We start from the raw sequence: 16,337 nt of genomic DNA, 5'->3' as shown, positions 1-16,337 counted from the left end.
TCCCAATCTCTTCCTGGCTATAGCCTTCCTGGTAGCGATCCCAGATCAATTGATTTCTTTCTTTTTTTGTCACGCTCTTTTTTAAATGTAAGTTACCAGTTTTTTGAGTGACTATCTATAATTTATTAAATTATTGGTTATGAGTTGCTTGCGTATTTACCGGGTCTGAGTTAGCTATTTCCGACTTATATCTGAATGTCGAAAAAGCCGATAAATATTTAATTAATTTGATCAGAGTCTTTTTATTTTTGATTTAAGCAATTACAGTGGATGGGTAATATAGAAAAGCTATTGGGTAGGATCTTTAGCTGAATTACTTATCCTAAATAGTAAAAGCCTCTATGCGCAAGTATGGAGGCTTTTGTTTTTCCTGGAAATGAGATGCTTTGACCTGGTATGACTTAATTGGAGGTAGCTTTCCGGTCGAGTGACTCCAGTACAAATTCCCAGAGCATTTCGTAGGGCATCACTTCCAGTTCGGCACTTTGTTTAGCTTTCCTAATGGGCATGGCGTGCAATCGGTCGAGATATTCCTGCGCTTTGGCTGCTACCTCCGGTCGTTCAAAGTTACCGGCCGGCAGGCACAGCAGCATTTTGATAAAACAGTTACTCCGATAGGTGCCGTCTTCTTTTAAATAGCGCTGGACATATACCCTCAAAGATTCGGTGCGGTCAATGATATCGTCGTATTTCCGTTGCTCCAGTAGAAATAGGATCTGAAGAATAAGAATCGTGACATTACTTCCTTTTTTGTCTTTGGAGTGGTTGGGGACTTCGTTGAGGAATTTTTGCAGGCGGAAAGAAGGAGGATTTTCATTTTCTAGCAAAGAAGGAGCTAGTCTCCCAATGCACTGGAGGTAATGTAAGAAGGCATCATAAACTTTCACGTTTTCTTGCCAGGTTTTGTAGTAGTAATTATCTTTTTTGAACTCGTTTATTTTTTCTAGAATTTTGGACGCTTCCGTATATTTTCTGTTATGCAAGCAGATCTTTATATGTATATCTTGTACAGAAAACCAATCATGAGATCTCATTTTAAAATGTGAAAGACATTTGCTTATCATACTCTCTGCAAGGGCATATTTTTCTAAGATAAAGAGGCTTTTTATTTTTCTGTAATATGAGTTGCCGAGCAAAGTGGGCGTAAAAACGTTTGGGTTAGAAACTTCTTTTTGGATTACCTCATCGCAAATCTTTATAAGTTTTTTCCAATTTCCGCTTAATTCATAGTAGGTAAATAAGAAAAAGTAGCAGTATAAATTTATCCTCATTGAGGATACACCTTTTAGAAGTATTTTTTTAATACGATTTTTCTGTGTCTTTAGAACTTTGGCATAATACTGATTGAGATTTGTTCGATTTTCATGTTTAAGAAGCAGGGAGTATAAATACTCTTCTGTTTCAATTTCTTTTTTGTAAATTTTTAAATGCTTGTCGATGATAGAAGTATAGAAATTGAAATCTTTTTCTTGGGGATCAAAACTGGCATATTGCATTCTGATATGCCTAGCAAGTTCAATAACCAGATCGGTAAATCCGAATAGCAGACATTTTTTTAATGTTTTTTCAGCTAATCCAATAGCTGGAACTCTAATACCTTTGCCTAATAATATTTTTACAGCAGCGGCATTTTTATAACACTCATAAAATGCTTTTTGCACTGGTACAAGCCCTTTCTTATTGATATCAATAAAAAAAACGGTATTAATAAGTCGATTGAAAAGACGGTCTTTTAGCTTATAAAAGGCATGATAATTTGTGGTGTCAGGATAAAAATAGTTAGCATATTCTTCATCAGTAGCGTATTGATCCTCAATTAAGAATTGATAAAACTTGTCGAAAACTGTCTCAGAACCGTGATTACCAATCACATGGATATTTTTCACCTTATTGCGACTAATCCCTTTTGCCAGATCTTTCAAGTTTTCCAGGCTTGCCATCTTTTTTGCGTTTACTCCTAATATATTAAAGATTTCGGAAAAGTTATTCTTTCAGGTACAAAATGAGTGAGGATTGATTAATGGAATTTGTTATCGAGGGATTCTAAGACAAACTCCCAGAGCATTTCGTAGGGAATGATCTCGACTTCAGGGCTTTGGTTAGCTTTTTCAATTGGAACTGACTTAAGTAAATCAATATATTTTTTAGCCTTTCGAGTAACTCCAGCTTTGTGAAAACTGGCTGCGGGTAAACAAAGTAACATTTTAATAAAGCAATTGCTACGGAATGTATGATCTCGTCTTAAATAGCGATGAACATAAGTTTTTAAAGATTCAGTACGGTCTATAATCTCTTCATACTTACCATTTTGGAGAAGGAAGAGAATTTGAATGATCAAAATTGAAATATTTACACCTTGTTTATCTTTAGAATAGGTGGGGACGTTATTTATAAATTTAGAGAGCCTAAAATTAGTGGAATCATCATTTTTATTAATTTCAACTTTTTTTATCGCAATTAAATAATTGATTAAAGCTTCATGAACTTTCCAATGCTCTAAGTAGGCAATGGTTTTATCATCAAAATCCAAATGGTTTTTTGCTTCTTGATATAAAGAATATGCTTTTTGTAGTTGATTTGAATGAAAAGATAAAATAACGTAATAATTTTGAGAAATAAGCCAATTGACAGATCCTTCGGGTAAGAGCTTTAAACAATATTTCGCAACATTTTCGCCTTCAAGGAATCTTTTTAACATTATAAAGCAAACAAGTTTCTTAAGAGAAAAATTAATAACAACAGTTTTAGATATTATATGGGGTTTAGATTCGAAATATTTGATAGCTTCATTGCATACAATTAGAGTATTTGAAAAGTCGTTTTCAATTTCATACCTTAAGATAAACATCATGTAAGAATGAAGATTAAGCTTATAGGAATTATACTTTACAATAATCTCTTTTAACTCTAAACAGTTTTTCTTTACAACATCGAGCAATTCTGGTTTCGTAGACTGCGATCCTGCAAAATTTATTATTAAATCTGAATAATATTCTTCTGCTTTCAGCTCAGCTAGATAAATTTCAGAATATTTTTTTAGTATTTTTTTGTAATGGGCGAATTTTTTTTTGTCGCCTTTAATATTGCTATAATGCATTCTTAGGGTTCGTGCTAATTCTAAAGTAATGTCAGTAAAATCAAATTTAATTGCTTTTTTTATTGTTCTTTCTGCAAGACTTATCGCCGAATTACGGGCATATCTACCAATTAAAATTTTTACTGCCGTTGATTCTTTGTAACAGGTATAATATGCTCTTTGTATTTCATTAAATGTGGATCGATTTACATCAATAAAAAAAAGAGTATTGTAAAGTCTAGATCTTAACTTTCTCTTCAATCTGTTGAAATACAATATCTGATTTACAGCACCGTCAAAGAAAAATTCTCTGCCTTCTTCATCCGTTTTGATTTCCTCATTTACAAGTAATTCATATAGTTGCTGAACTTGACTTGTACTGTGCTCACCGTTTCCAATAATTTCAATTTGCTTGACTTTATTTTTAGAAATAACACTAATTAAAGAGTTTATTTCTTCAATTGAGATGCTCATCTATTAGTATAATTTATTGATCAATAGGCAAATGTAAGTTTTGTGGTTGAAATAAATAGGTAATCTAGTATGTCTTTTTTTTAAAAAAAAGTTATCGATCTTATCTGAGAATCCCTATAGTTTTAAATCAAAATTCAAAAAATTTAAAACTATGGTTGCTGTAATTGCTTTTTTGTTATCCATTGGTATTATTTCTTCTCCTGATCAGGCTACACCAGAACTTATTGAGCAGTATGAAACCCAAGTTGTTGGTACTGATTTGGATTCAATGTAAGTATTTTATGTATTTGAAATACAGTGGTTTGTGTGTGTATAAGTCAGTTTTTTCGTTTATTGTGACCTGTCTTTTTCTTGCAAAACTGACATTGTATCCACAATGACCAGGCCCTATATTTGTTGCATGTTTATGGTTAGAACGCTGTAGAATTGTGCTCCAAGGCATCAGGCGATGATACTTACCGGGCATCGGCTTGATGCTTTTTTTCAGCATGTTTCATTAAGGGCCTTTGATAGGTGTTATGCCTATCAAAGGTTTTCTTTGTTTGGGTAGATGGAAAAGGGAAGATCGCTAGTAGCGTTTCTTATGAAACCTAGATAAAAACCACTCAGGTTCACCAACTGGAGGTGTTGTAAAGTAATTTGGGTGTTTAGGAAAGAGATAAGAGTAGCGCTTACAACATTGGCTATGAATAAGATATGGGCTCTTAAAGGGATACGAGCAGGGGATTGCCGTTATCTGTAAGGGCTAAAATAAAGGAATTTAAGAGGAAAAACCAAGGAGAGAATGGATTTGTGTCTGATGAGTTAAAAGTGCAGCCCCTCCTTTGTGAGTGTATCGTTTGGCTTAAACTAGTGAGTATAAAGTAGGGGCTGCATCACTTAACGCCTATATCATCAAACTTTAAACTATACGTTTGGCGGAATGCATACGCTGCTTGCGCGGCGAAAAAAAAGTGAAAAAAGTGAAAAAAAAGTGAATTTCGCCCGATTGGAGGGCTAGTAGGCGGCAACCAGGCCCCGTAATTCGTCCAGGTATTCGGCCTTGCGTGGAGCTCTCCGCTGCCGGTTGGTAGCCGTAAAGAAGGTGTGATTTTCCAGAAACTTCACCTGGATGAGATTCCATTCCTGTTCGGTATCCAGGATGTCGTAGGCCCGGAGCTCGGAAAAGAGGGTAGAGCCGATGGAGTAGAAATCATCCCGCCCGAGGTAATCGAGGTCGGCATCACAGATGATCTCCTCCAGTTCGTTCTGTGGGCTTTGGGGGATCTTGGTGGCCATGATCATCCCACAGATCTGTTCGATCTCGGCGGGACTGTAGCCAAATTTCGGCAGATGTTGCCGGGCGATCAGGCAGCCCTTTTTCTCGTGTTCCACATTGCTGATCACAAATCCGGAATCGTGAAAAAGGGCTGCCGTTTTCAGCAGTACCGTATCGTAGGCAGTGACATTTTCGAGGAAACAGAGTTCTTTGGTGATGGCCAGTACGTCTAAGGTGTGATGCAAACCATGGTAGGTCAACTGGGCAGGAAGCTCCTGCTCGAGTTTTTCCAGAATGAAATCTTTGGCAGCTTTATAATTCATGTTTCACCTTTTGACCATTTACCGCTGTCGGTAAGAACTCGCCTAATGTCTAACTGAAACGCAGGAGTCAAGGTTTCATTGTCTCCGCGCTTTTTCTTTAGCTGGCGTCGAGCAGGAGGACCCCGGAAGCCAGGAACTTAAGCTCCACTTTCGGCTCGGTGATCTCGTCGATCTCGGCCTGAGATTTGCCGGCATCCTTGGCCAGGTGCTGCAGTTCGTCGACCGGTGTGACTTCCCGGAAAGCGTATCCTTCCATGATCACTTCCCGTCCGGCAATGTCCTTGGGTACGAAGAATCCGTAGTCCTTAAATTTTACCATCATATCCTCGGCATTCGCCTGGTCAGCGGTGATATTCATCCAGCAGCCTTTGGCCTGGCAAACGGCTTCCACCTTGCCCTTAACTTTCACGGCCACGGAATCACTGCTTTCCATTTGCTCGAGCAGACTGGCGTAGCTGATGGCACCTTCGGCATCTACCGCATCGCCAAATTGGTTATCGGCCAGTTCTCCGACTGCCTCCGTACTGCCGGCCTCGGCAGCGGATTCGTTGACATCGGCTGAGTTGCAGGCCGCCACACTCAGGGCCAGCCCCATCGCCAGGAGATACACTTTCTTAATCATGGTATTTCAAGTTTTAGATAATATGGTATAACAACAAAGTTAAAGATTTATTATTATTGTCTGCTCCATTTCTAGGTGTCTACCACTTTTAGTATATTGATATTCCTTATTTGTCGACAAAAGGTTTTGTTAATTTCCCGGAATATGCAGCTTACCGGACATCTAAAATGTTAAGGTATCAGAAAATTGGGAGATGGAGAATTTTACGCGCAATAATCGACCATTTTTTCAGGTTATTTAGCTATCCCAAAAATGGTTAATATGTTGAAGTACCCATGAACATTAACCAAACCAGCTGACCAATACTTTTCAATTCAAACCACTCCATACACACCTAAAAAGAACAGCCATATTTGTTTTCATCAAAAACCGATCTATGATATGACCGCTACACTCTACTTCGATTCTCGGAGTATAGACTTCTACCAATATCAAAATGTGACAACATGAGAGTGCTACTATGTGTATTGGCGGTTATGTGTATGCAAACCCTATTAACCGGCCAAGTAAATTGTACCAAAGGAGACTGTAAAAACGGCTATAGCGAATGTACTTTCCCATCCGGAGATCGCTACGCCGGTAACTTCAAAAACGGCCGTATCCACGGCAAGGGGATCCTCTACTACAAGGATGGCAGCAAATACATCGGCAACTGGGACAACCAGCAGCGGTCCGGCAAAGGACGGATGGTATTTGCCAACAAGAACGAATACCTCGGCAACTTCGAGGAAAACCAGATCAACGGCGAGGGTACGATGAACTACACCAACGGCAACATCTACGAAGGCCAGTGGCTGGACGGAAAACCCCACGGAAGGGGACTGTTCACCTACGCCAACGGCGACCAGTACGATGGTATGTTCCTCAACGGACAAACCGAAGGACGGGGCACCATGCACTACAACAACGGCGCCGTCTACGAAGGAGAATGGAGTAAGAACAAACGCCACGGTCAGGGCAAACTGACCTTCGAGGACGGTGAGATCGTACAGGGAGAGTGGTCCGAAGACAACTACATCGCCGATTGGGGCCGACTCGCTTATGACGGTGATACCACCCGCCTGCGGAATTGCCACGAGGTATACTGCGCCAACGGCGTCGGGAAATACATCTACCGGGACGGTTCCAAATACGTCGGTGATTTCGAGGCCGGATTTCCCAAGGGCAACGGCACCGTATACTACGCCAACGCCGATCGCTACGAAGGCGGCTGGAGCGAACACGCTCCGCACGGTAAAGGGGTCATGTTTTATACGGATGGCCGCGAAGTAGGCGCCATCTGGGAATACGGCAAACCCATCAAAAAGCTATTCGAAAGGAGAAACGAAGATATCCAGCAACAGATCCAGGTCGACCGGGATCTGGATGTGAAGATCTGGGCCGTCATCGTAGGGGCTGCACGGTATACCCATATGCCCGCCCTGCGTTACACGGATGACGATGCCTACCAGATCTTTGCGTTCCTGAAGAGTCCGGAAGGTGGCGCCCTGCCCGACAACCAGTTGCGTATCCTGGTCGATGAGGATGCCACGCTGAACAATGTGATGAACTCCATGCGTTCGGTATTCCTGCGAGCGGATGAGAACGACGTCATTCTGTTTTACTTTTCCGGCCACGGACTCCCGGGCTCGTTCCTGCCGGTCGACTACGACGGCTACAACAACAAACTCGAACACCAAAAGATCAAAGATATACTCGAGGCAAGCAAAGCCAAGCACAAACTCGTGCTGGCGGATGCCTGTCACTCGGGCAGCATTCTGGCTTCCCGGAAACCCCTGAATTCGATCCTGCAACGCTACTACGAAGCCTTTGAAGATACGCGCGGCGGTACCGCTCTGATGATGTCCTCGAAAGGAGAGGAATACTCACTGGAAGACGGTGGTCTACGTTCCGGTATTTTCAGCCACTTCCTGGTGAGAGGCCTGAAGGGCGAAGCGGATGCGGACGGCAACAAGATCGTTACGGTGCAGGAACTTTTCGGCTACGTTCACAAGCAGGTAAGATTGTATACCGGCAACGTTCAGACGCCGACCCTTACCGGGAATTTCGACGACCGCATGCCGGTTGCCGTCACCCGTTACTAGGGCGCAGAGGGTGTCCGTGAAGTGGAAAAAAGCGGCCGGTTGCACTTAATTTCCGACTGCCTGAATTCCGCTAAACAACCACCCATACTACATCACATTGCTTAGCAGACAGAGTAACTTCCAGTTGTGAAAATGAACCCATTTTCTCCATTTTTCCGCCTGCAGTTTCTCTGCCTGCTACGCTCCCGTAGCTCCCTTTGGGTTTTACCGCCTGAATTATGGTAATTGAGTAATATATGTATCTTTTTCGCTAACATTTCGTTGCAGATAATAACTGTTCCCGGTTTTATCAGATTTGCGATTTAGTGCAGGAATCATGCTGACTGCTAAGTGATCGGAAAGGAAGTTGACTACTTCCGGATGACACGAATATTATAATCCCCTATGAATATGAAAGCACAAGTACTACTGTATCTGAGTTTATTGATCAACTCTGGCTTATTCGGACAATGCATTTCCGGCGATTGTCAAAATGGTATTGGTATATTATTGATGGAAAACGGTGAACGATATGCCGGCCAGTTTAGCCAGGGAAAAGCCAGTGGATTAGGCAGCTGGTATTACCGGGACGGTAGCCAGTATACCGGTCAATGGCAAAACGGACTCAGACAGGGTGAGGGGATCCTGCGTTCCTCCACTGGGGAGGAGCAGTCCGGAACGTGGTTGCAGGATCGCCTGGTCCGTACACAAAATGTGGCCCCCAACGAAATGGTCACCCGCGGGGGGATCGCATCCGCAGATAACCGAAAGGGCTGTGTGTCCGGTAACTGTCAGAACGGAGAAGGCACGTATATTATGCCGGACGGCTCGGTTTATGTCGGCGAGTTCCGGATGGGAGAGATCCACGGTGTGGGTGTTTGTTACTACCGGGACGGTAGTCGCTATCAGGGAGAATGGGCCCACCGGATGCCGCATGGCAAAGGAACACGCTACTTCGTGAACGGTCAAAAACGAACGGGCAACTGGCAAAAAGGCCTCGCCGTCGGTCCGGACGGTCGCTTCGAATCTTTATCCAGTCAGGAAAATTACATCGCCAATACGGTCCGCATGCAAACCGGATGTCTTCGGGGCAATTGCCTGCAGGGCAACGGCACCTACGCCTATCCGGACGGCAGCCGCTACGAGGGAAGTTTCCGGAGCGGGAAACCCGACGGCCAGGGGGTATTCTATTATCCCAACGGCGATCGCTACGAAGGCCAGCTGCTGCGTGGCCTCCGGCACGGTCAGGGCAAACTCTACCACGAGAACGGCACGGTAACCAATGGCCCCTGGCAACAGGGCGAAGCCCAGAATACGATCCGGACTGCCGGTCAGAATCGGATCGCCGGATGTATCGAGGGCGATTGTCAAAACGGCTACGGGATCTACATCTTTAAGGATGGAGCCAAATACACCGGTACCTTTCGCAACGGCCGCCCGGATGGAAAAGGGCTGGTGCAGTATGCCAACGGAGAAAAGTACGAAGGCGAGATGAGCGAAGGCGCTTTCGCCGGTATGGGAACGCTGTTCATGGCTGACGGCAACAAGGTGAACGGCTATTGGGAGAAAGGCGTTTATATGGGCGCCCAGGCACCTTACTCGGCACCGCCCACACGCAGCGAGCAGCAGTACTTCGCTTCCGCTCCGGCCCGCCCGCAGGGCGGACCCAAGATCTGGGCCGTGATCATCGGCGTCTCGGCTTATGACCATATGCCGGTACTGCGTTATCCTGACGATGATGCCTATCGCATCTACGCTCACCTGAAAAGCCCGGAAGGCGGCGCTATACCGGATGATCAGATCCGGATCCTGGTCGATGAGGATGCCTATCACCAGCAGATCACTTCTACAATGCGCAAGCTGTTCAGCAAAGCGGGCAAGGATGACCTGATCTTTCTCTATTTTTCCGGTCACGGTCTGCCCGGCTCATTTCTGCCTATCGATTATGACGGTATGAATAACCAGTTGTACCACAATGAGATCAACAGCATTCTGGCGGAAAGCAAAGCCAAGTACAAACTCTGCATCGCGGACGCCTGTCATTCCGGAAGCCTGCTGGCGATGAGGGGCCGGGAGCCCCAGATATTGACCCAGTTCTACGAAAATCTGGCGAAAGCCCAGGCGGGAACGGCCCTGATCATGTCTTCCAAATCCGATGAAACTTCCCTCGAATCGAGCGGACTGCGGCAGGGTGTTTTCAGCCATTTCCTCATTCGGGGGCTGAAGGGAGAAGCAGACTATAATCTGGATAAAAAGGTGTCGGTCAAAGAGTTATTTGACTTTGTGTTCAACCATGTACGCACCTATACCGGCAACCGGCAGAGTCCGGTCCTCCAGGGTAATTACGATCCCGAAATGCCGGTGGCCGTTGTGCGTTAGCAATAGTTGGCATGCTGCAAAGTCGATTATTGCTTGACGATCTTCCGTACCGTACTGATGCCGTTCCTTTCCAAGCGGAACAAGTAGATACCGGCGGGTAGCTCATCGGTAGCTAAGTGCTGTTGAAACTGCCCATCCAGCCGGCGCTGGAATTCCCATATCTTCTGTCCCCGAGCATCCAGCAATTGCATTCGATAGTTCCCGTTTTCGGCAATAGTCCCGTCGATCCAGATCGACCGGTCGAAAGGATTAGGGCGAAATTGAAGCCGGGCATCCAGCCGCGGCTCATCGGTTGGAGTGGTCAGACCGCTGATCTCATAGATGCCCCCTTCAATACCGGCCAGGTACAATTCTCCCTGGGCATCCTCTCCAAAAGAAACGTACTGGTAATTGGGACCCTCGTATATTTCCGTATTGATCCACTCGTCGGAATTGTTGCGTTCCAGCGTCCAGATCTTTCCACTGCAAAAGTCCGTATAGACATATTTTCCAGTAAGTTGGGGATAATTTACGCCGCGGTACACATAACCTCCCGTAACCGAGCAGCCCAGCGGCAATTCACTGTCGTAGGCGAGAACGGGAGAGGTATAGCTACCGGCTTCCCCGCAATCGGTGCTGTTAAATACCGCATTGCCTTCGTAGCACCGCCAGCCGTAATTTTCGCCACCATTGCTGCCCGCGGGTTGGAAATTTACCTCTTCAAAGCTCTCCTCTCCTACATCACCGAACCATAGATCCCCGGTCTGCCGGTCAAAGCTGAAGCGCCACGGACTGCGCAGTCCCAGGGCCCAGATCTCGTCCAGCGTTTCGTCCGTCTCGACGAAGGGGTTATCCTCCGGAATGCGGTAGGCATCTCCCTGATCTACATCGATGCGCAGCATTTTGCCCAGCAGGCTTTGCCGGTTTTGACCATTGTTGTGGGGATCGCCGCCTTCGCCGCCGTCACCCAGTGCAATGTAGAGATAACCGTCCGGCCCGAAATTCAGATCTCCACCATTATGAATGGTAGAAGGCTGAAGAATACTGAGTAGGGTAGTGGCACTATTCAGATCAGCCCGATCCGGATCGTCCGTCGCTACCTGATACCGCACGATCACGGTATTCCCATCCTTATCAATATGATTGACGAAAAAATAGCCGTTATCCGTGTAGTTTGGATGAAAGGTCAGGCCGAGCAGACCAAATTCTACCTGACTGCTCACCCGGTCCCGGATATCGAGAAACGGTTCGGGATTGACCTGTCCGTCTTTCTGAAGAATGCGGATGCGCCCGGCTTTTTCAACCACAAAGAGCCGTTCATCTCCGGCGTTGGCAATGTCCACCGGTTGGGAAAATCCATCGGCAAGTAATTGAAGTTCCAGCTGGATCTGAGCCTGCATCCCATAAGAGCCGGCAGTAAGCAATAAGAAAAGGAAGAGATTTTTCATAAGCGCGAATGTTTTAGATAACGGGCGGAACAAAAATGACAATTTGCGGGGAAAAGCGGAAGCAATGGTCCGGGAGAAAATGAAAACTGCCCGGAGCACACCATGCGGTATTCCGGGCAGTTCACCGATCCGGATCTGTCGCATACACGGACAACCGGATAACTATGAAAAACTGTTTCTAAAGCTTATTACGCAAAGACCACTTCCAGCGATTCACAGATCTTTTCGGCCGCTTCGTCCAGATCGGCGTCTGTATGGGCGGCGGAAACAAAACCGACTTCGTAACCGGAAGGACCGAGGTAAACGCCACGCTGCAACAACTCGTGGTGCAGGACCTTGAATTTTTCCATTCCGGCCGGATCGATCTGATCCGACGCCAGGATCCGCTCGTTCGAGAAGGCGATCCAGAAGATGGAACCGATATGCGGGAAGCTGATCTCGTAGCCGCGGTCCAGGCAGAATTGCTCGATCGTCTCCACGAAACGATGCGTTTTCTGCGCCATTCTTTCGTAAAAGTCCTCCTGGATCAGTTGTTCCAGCGCCGCCAGACCGGCCGCCATGGCTACCGGATTAGCCGATAGGGTTCCGGCCTGATAAACCGGGCCGTCCGGAGCGATGTGCCCCATGATCTCGTGACTGGCCGCATAGGCGCCTACCGGCATGCCCCCGCCGATGATCTTTCCGAAAGTCAGAATGTCCGGCTGTATATCGTAGTAGCCGGCAGCACCACTGAATCCGACCCGGAAGCCGGAGATCACTTCGTCGAAGATCAGCAGTACACCGTGCGCTGTACATTGCTGGCGTACGTACTGCAGAAAGCTGCGATCCTGCAACAGCAGGCCGTTATTGGCCGGTACCGGTTCCATGATCACACAGGCCGTTTCGTTGGCGTGTTCTTTGAGGGCTTTTTCCAGCGCTTCCGGCTGGTTGAGGGGAATAACGATGGTCTCTTTGGCGAAAGCCTCGGGAATGCCGGCGGAGGTACTCACGCCGAAAGTAGCCAGTCCCGAACCGGCTTTAACCAGCAGACTATCTACGTGGCCGTGGTAGCATCCCTCAAACTTGATCACTTTGGACTTACCGGTCACGCCGCGGGCCAGGCGCAGCGCCGACATAACGGCTTCCGTACCGGAGCTTACAAAGCGGATCTTATCGATGTAGGGGTGATGGTGCAGGATGAGTTTCCCCAGTTCGTTACCCAGGCGGTTGGGGGTGCCGAAAGAAGTCCCCTTCTTTACGGTCTCGATCACCCGCTCGCGGATCAGTGCATTGTTGTGCCCCAGGATCAGCGGACCCCAGGAACAGCAAAAGTCGATGAATTGATTATCATCTTCATCCGTGATCCGGCAGCCCTGACCCTCCTTAATGAAAAGCGGTGGTCCGGATACCGATTTAAAAGCTCTGACGGGAGAGTTGACCCCACCCGGGAAGTACTGTTTAGCTTCTTCGAATAAAGCTTCTGATTTTTCTCTTTTTATGATCTGGTCGGTAAATGACATAGATATGCTAGATGGTTTTGGGCAAAATTAAGATAATGAGCGGTTCCTGCGAACTTGTCCTTCAATTATTGCTTTGGGGTGACAGAAGGAATGGTCGGAAAAGTTGTTGCCTGCAAATCAGGACTTTAAGCGCAGCTACCGCCTGTCTCGTGGAAGTCTTTAAAACAATTTTCGCAAAAGCTCGTAGGAACAATGGAGAACCGGCCCCGAATGGAGCTGAAAATAAGCGGGAAATGTAAATTTCGCCTTATTTTCCCGCCGGACATGGATGTCCCCAAATTTTTACAGACCTTTACAGGGAGCGCCTGCGCTCACTTATACACAGGATAAAATAACTTCCTTACCGAAGGTTGGCCCATTGAACGGTTTCCGGAAACATATTTGATTATAAATCAATGTGTTGGCCGGATCGGGTTTTCTGACGGATAACCTTTGTTTTTTACTGCTTTGTCGGTAATTTTGGGAGTGATAAGCCGGCATCGGATGCCAGTGGCTCCGGTCGTTCGCCTAATGTTTTGGAATATCATGCAGATCAGAGTAGACAAATACATTCAGGAATTACTGTACGAGAATGATTCGGTAAACATTCCCGGATTGGGTGGTTTGGTAACGGAATACCAGCCGGCCCAGATCGATCACGTACAGGCCAAGATACTACCGCCGGCCCGGGATGTGACCCTTAACACCAATCTACCCATTGACGACGGCCTGCTGACCCAGCGCGTAGCGGATGCCCACCAACTAAGCGGTCTGGAGGCCGAACAGGTCATTCGCGATTACGTGGAATCCCTGCAGGATGCACTGAATTCTGGCGAGATCATTGCCATCGAAGGGGTAGGACGTTTATACAAAAATCACTCCGGTGAGTTGCACCTGATGAGTGATCACAACAATTTCGATACGGCCGCTTACGGATTGCCCGCCGTCACCTCTCCGGTCATCCAGCGGCAGGAGATCAAACCGGCCACTGCGGTCGTCGCTCCGGCTACCGCTGCTACCACAAAGGATGGTGCGGATACCTGGACGGTGATCTCTGACTGGTTCCAGCAGAATCTCTGGATCGTTGTCTCAGCGGCGATGGTCGTATTTGTGGTAACTGTCTGGCTGTTGTTTTTCAACGATACCCAGGATCCCACCAGTGGACTGAGTGAAGTAAAGGAACTGCCGGAAGACCGGGTGAACGTCAGCCCCGGCGATATCGAGGACGACGAGCTGGTCATGGAAGAACCCACCGCTCCCGGCGAAGAGGATAACAATCTGTCGGCGGAAGAACCGGCTCCTTCCGATAATTCCACGCCACCGGAAGAAGAACTCGATACCGAATCTCCCACCATTTCTCCGGAACAAAATGTCGCCCTCATCCGGATCGGGCTGTTCGGAGACCGCGGTAACGTGACTAAACTTGTGCAGAAGATCTACGACGAAGGCTTTGAACCCTACACCCGGGAGAAAGGCTCCCTGATCGAAGTAGGTGTGCAATTCGTTTACGACGACCAGCAGGAAGTGCGGGCCAATTTACGGGCCGTCCAGAAAAAATTCGAAGAGAAGGCTAAGGTGGTGGAATGATCAGTAGTCTGGAATCGTGGCTCAAACTGCCAGATCGTCTTTAATCGTCTCAGGAACGTCGATCGACTTCCTTTCGAGTAGCGCAAAACCGAAGGTCAACACACCGACCCTGCCTACGAACATCAGTAGAATTACCATCAGTTTGCCCACCGTTGAAAGTTCGCCGGTAATTCCGGTACTCAAACCCACCGTACCCAGGGCGGAGGCTACTTCGAATAAGATCTTTGGTAAGGCGAAATCTTCCGAGTACGCCAGTAAGAAGGTGAACAGAAAAATGATACTCGTATAGAGCATGAAAGTTGAGGTGGCTACGTAGAGTCTTTCAAAAGGTATGATCCGGTTAAAAAATGTAATTTTTTTCTGACCCAGCAGTCTGCTTTTCAAGATAGCTAACATGGCTGTCAGGGTCGTTATCTTCAGACCACCGGCCGTTCCTGAAGGCGAAGCACCGATGTACATGAGAAAGATTACGAACAGGAGCGTAGGTAAACTGAGATCTCCCGTAGAAATGGTATTGAAGCCCACTGTGGTCATCGCCGTCATTGCCTGAAAAAAGGACTGCATCACCGCAGCTCCGGACCTTTGGATCAATGGCTCGGTAGCGAACAGCAATAGGGTGCCTACCGTGAGTAAAAACAGGAAACCATAGGTTATGATCTTGGATGTGAATGAAATATCATTTGTTTTTCCCGCCAGCCGATACCAGATATCGGTAATAACAATAAAGCCCAGCGAGCCTGCAATTGCCAGGATAGAAATGATGGTGTTGATGAGCACATTTTCGCTGTAGCCGACAAAACTATGATTAAAAAGTCCGAATCCGGCTGTACAAAAAGCCGAGACGCTGTGAAAAACGGAAAACCAGATCGCTTGTAGATATTCCATGCCCGTTTGTCGGAAAGCTATAAAGAATGCTATGGCACCCAGGGCCTCCATGACCAAAGTGAAGACGATCGCACTTTTAATGAAGTCATTGATCTTAATCGTGTTCGGCATGGTAAATTCCGCACCAATGATCCTGCTGTGCCAGTGTGTGATCCGTTTGGTGGTGAAAAGCAAATAGTATGTGGTTAGGGTCATGTAACCAATACCGCCAATTTGAAAAAGCAGCATGACGATCAGTTGTCCGAAAAAATTATAAGAATCAAAAACACTGATCGTGACCAATCCGGTGGTAGAGATCGCCGAAGTTGCAATGAAAAAATTGTCCACAAAAGTAATGTCCACCTTATGAAAAAGCGGAATGGAGAGCAACGCGAATCCGGCCACCGTATACAGGAAATATCCCCAGACCAAATTCATCTGGGGCGATTTGCTGACCTGATACTTTTTATACCATCTGCTAAATTTATTGAATATACTTTTTTTCATTGATGAGAATCCGCCGGAAGACCGGCGCTTATTGATTGGGAGTAGAAACACTGATCCAAAAGACCAGCAAGAATATAAAAACGATAATGAAAATCAGCGGCCACTTCAGGTATTGTACACTGGTGGCCCACTCGTCAAACGAGCGATCAATTTCATCCTGCTCGGATCTCTTTCTTCTTTTACTCACCTTTTTTTGATTTAATTACAATGCAAAATTAGGCGTTAAAAGATCAGCAAAATGTAAGGGTTAGCCGGTAGGATATAAAGATTTTATAAAGA

The 16,337-nt window shown here is 46.3% G+C and carries 12 protein-coding genes; 4 read left to right on the top strand and 8 right to left on the bottom strand.

Translation table 11 applies throughout. The features are described from left to right. Positions 1 to 401: 401 nt before the first annotated feature. Together CRP01_RS39530 and CRP01_RS39525 are read right to left on the bottom strand one after the other, a co-directional pair. The gene (locus CRP01_RS39530; RefSeq protein ID WP_099155635.1) at positions 402 to 1,940 is read right to left on the bottom strand and encodes a hypothetical protein; all 1,539 of its coding nucleotides are present in this window, start codon (positions 1,938 to 1,940) and stop codon (positions 402 to 404) included. Positions 1,941 to 2,017: 77 nt separating this feature from the next. Further along, the gene (locus CRP01_RS39525) at positions 2,018 to 3,550 is read right to left on the bottom strand and encodes a hypothetical protein (RefSeq protein WP_099155634.1); all 1,533 of its coding nucleotides are present in this window, start codon (positions 3,548 to 3,550) and stop codon (positions 2,018 to 2,020) included. Between the two features lie 151 nt (positions 3,551 to 3,701). On the opposite strand from CRP01_RS39525, the gene CRP01_RS43270 reads away from it, so the two are divergent. After that, positions 3,702 to 3,824 (top strand): hypothetical protein, encoded by a 123-nt coding sequence (locus tag CRP01_RS43270; RefSeq protein WP_262510353.1) that lies wholly within the window; start codon positions 3,702 to 3,704, stop codon positions 3,822 to 3,824. A 722-nt stretch (positions 3,825 to 4,546) separates the two neighbouring features. Here the strand turns inward: CRP01_RS43270 and CRP01_RS39520 are convergent. Then, a complete protein-coding gene (locus CRP01_RS39520; RefSeq protein WP_099155633.1) occupies positions 4,547 to 5,131 on the bottom strand; it encodes an HD domain-containing protein in 585 nt (194 codons plus the stop codon). A 97-nt stretch (positions 5,132 to 5,228) separates the two neighbouring features. After that, positions 5,229 to 5,753, bottom strand: a complete 525-nt coding sequence (locus CRP01_RS39515) for a DUF4920 domain-containing protein (RefSeq protein WP_233752839.1) — start codon at positions 5,751 to 5,753, stop codon at positions 5,229 to 5,231. 446 nt (positions 5,754 to 6,199) lie between these two features. On the opposite strand from CRP01_RS39515, the gene CRP01_RS39510 reads away from it, so the two are divergent. Beyond that, a complete protein-coding gene (locus CRP01_RS39510; RefSeq protein ID WP_099155632.1) occupies positions 6,200 to 7,837 on the top strand; it encodes a caspase family protein in 1,638 nt (545 codons plus the stop codon). 390 nt (positions 7,838 to 8,227) lie between these two features. After that, on the top strand, positions 8,228 to 10,195 hold the full coding sequence (locus CRP01_RS39505) for a caspase family protein (protein WP_170110741.1): 1,968 nt from the start codon (positions 8,228 to 8,230) through the stop codon (positions 10,193 to 10,195). Between the two features lie 26 nt (positions 10,196 to 10,221). Here the strand turns inward: CRP01_RS39505 and CRP01_RS39500 are convergent, their stop codons facing one another. Further along, positions 10,222 to 11,622 carry a PQQ-dependent sugar dehydrogenase gene (locus CRP01_RS39500; RefSeq protein WP_170110740.1) on the bottom strand — a complete coding sequence of 467 codons (1,401 nt, stop codon included), beginning with the start codon at positions 11,620 to 11,622 and terminating at the stop codon, positions 10,222 to 10,224. Positions 11,623 to 11,810: 188 nt separating this feature from the next. Continuing rightward, positions 11,811 to 13,121 (bottom strand): glutamate-1-semialdehyde 2,1-aminomutase, encoded by a 1,311-nt coding sequence (hemL, locus tag CRP01_RS39495; protein WP_099155629.1) that lies wholly within the window; start codon positions 13,119 to 13,121, stop codon positions 11,811 to 11,813. 525 nt (positions 13,122 to 13,646) lie between these two features. Here hemL and CRP01_RS39485 point away from each other — a divergent pair. Further along, positions 13,647 to 14,687, top strand: coding sequence for an HU domain-containing protein (locus CRP01_RS39485; protein ID WP_099155627.1), 1,041 nt, complete (start codon positions 13,647 to 13,649; stop codon positions 14,685 to 14,687). A 21-nt stretch (positions 14,688 to 14,708) separates the two neighbouring features. On the opposite strand, the gene CRP01_RS39480 is transcribed toward CRP01_RS39485, so the two are convergent. Next, positions 14,709 to 16,058 (bottom strand): TrkH family potassium uptake protein, encoded by a 1,350-nt coding sequence (locus tag CRP01_RS39480; RefSeq protein WP_099155626.1) that lies wholly within the window; start codon positions 16,056 to 16,058, stop codon positions 14,709 to 14,711. A 28-nt stretch (positions 16,059 to 16,086) separates the two neighbouring features. Then, positions 16,087 to 16,245 (bottom strand): hypothetical protein, encoded by a 159-nt coding sequence (locus CRP01_RS42615; protein WP_170110739.1) that lies wholly within the window; start codon positions 16,243 to 16,245, stop codon positions 16,087 to 16,089. Between the last annotated feature and the right edge of the window lie 92 nt (positions 16,246 to 16,337).

This window comes from Flavilitoribacter nigricans DSM 23189 = NBRC 102662 (assembly GCF_002646595.1).
Classification (GTDB): Bacteria; Bacteroidota; Bacteroidia; order Chitinophagales; family Saprospiraceae; genus Flavilitoribacter; species Flavilitoribacter nigricans.
The sequence above is the reverse complement of the archived record's forward strand: the minus strand, read 5'-3'. Positions and strand labels throughout refer to the sequence as shown.

Coding starts and splice junctions, on each gene's coding strand:
- CRP01_RS43270 (WP_262510353.1), top strand. CDS start 3,702: ATGGTTGCTGTAATTGCTTTTTTGTTATCCATTGGTATTATTTCTTCT.
- CRP01_RS39530 (WP_099155635.1), bottom strand. CDS start 1,940: ATGGCAAGCCTGGAAAACTTGAAAGATCTGGCAAAAGGGATTAGTCGC.
- CRP01_RS39505 (WP_170110741.1), top strand. CDS start 8,228: ATGAAAGCACAAGTACTACTGTATCTGAGTTTATTGATCAACTCTGGC.
- CRP01_RS39520 (WP_099155633.1), bottom strand. CDS start 5,131: ATGAATTATAAAGCTGCCAAAGATTTCATTCTGGAAAAACTCGAGCAG.
- CRP01_RS39525 (WP_099155634.1), bottom strand. CDS start 3,550: ATGAGCATCTCAATTGAAGAAATAAACTCTTTAATTAGTGTTATTTCT.
- CRP01_RS39500 (WP_170110740.1), bottom strand. CDS start 11,622: ATGAAAAATCTCTTCCTTTTCTTATTGCTTACTGCCGGCTCTTATGGG.
- CRP01_RS39510 (WP_099155632.1), top strand. CDS start 6,200: ATGAGAGTGCTACTATGTGTATTGGCGGTTATGTGTATGCAAACCCTA.
- CRP01_RS39480 (WP_099155626.1), bottom strand. CDS start 16,058: ATGAAAAAAAGTATATTCAATAAATTTAGCAGATGGTATAAAAAGTAT.
- CRP01_RS39515 (WP_233752839.1), bottom strand. CDS start 5,753: ATGATTAAGAAAGTGTATCTCCTGGCGATGGGGCTGGCCCTGAGTGTG.
- hemL (WP_099155629.1), bottom strand. CDS start 13,121: ATGTCATTTACCGACCAGATCATAAAAAGAGAAAAATCAGAAGCTTTA.
- CRP01_RS39485 (WP_099155627.1), top strand. CDS start 13,647: ATGCAGATCAGAGTAGACAAATACATTCAGGAATTACTGTACGAGAAT.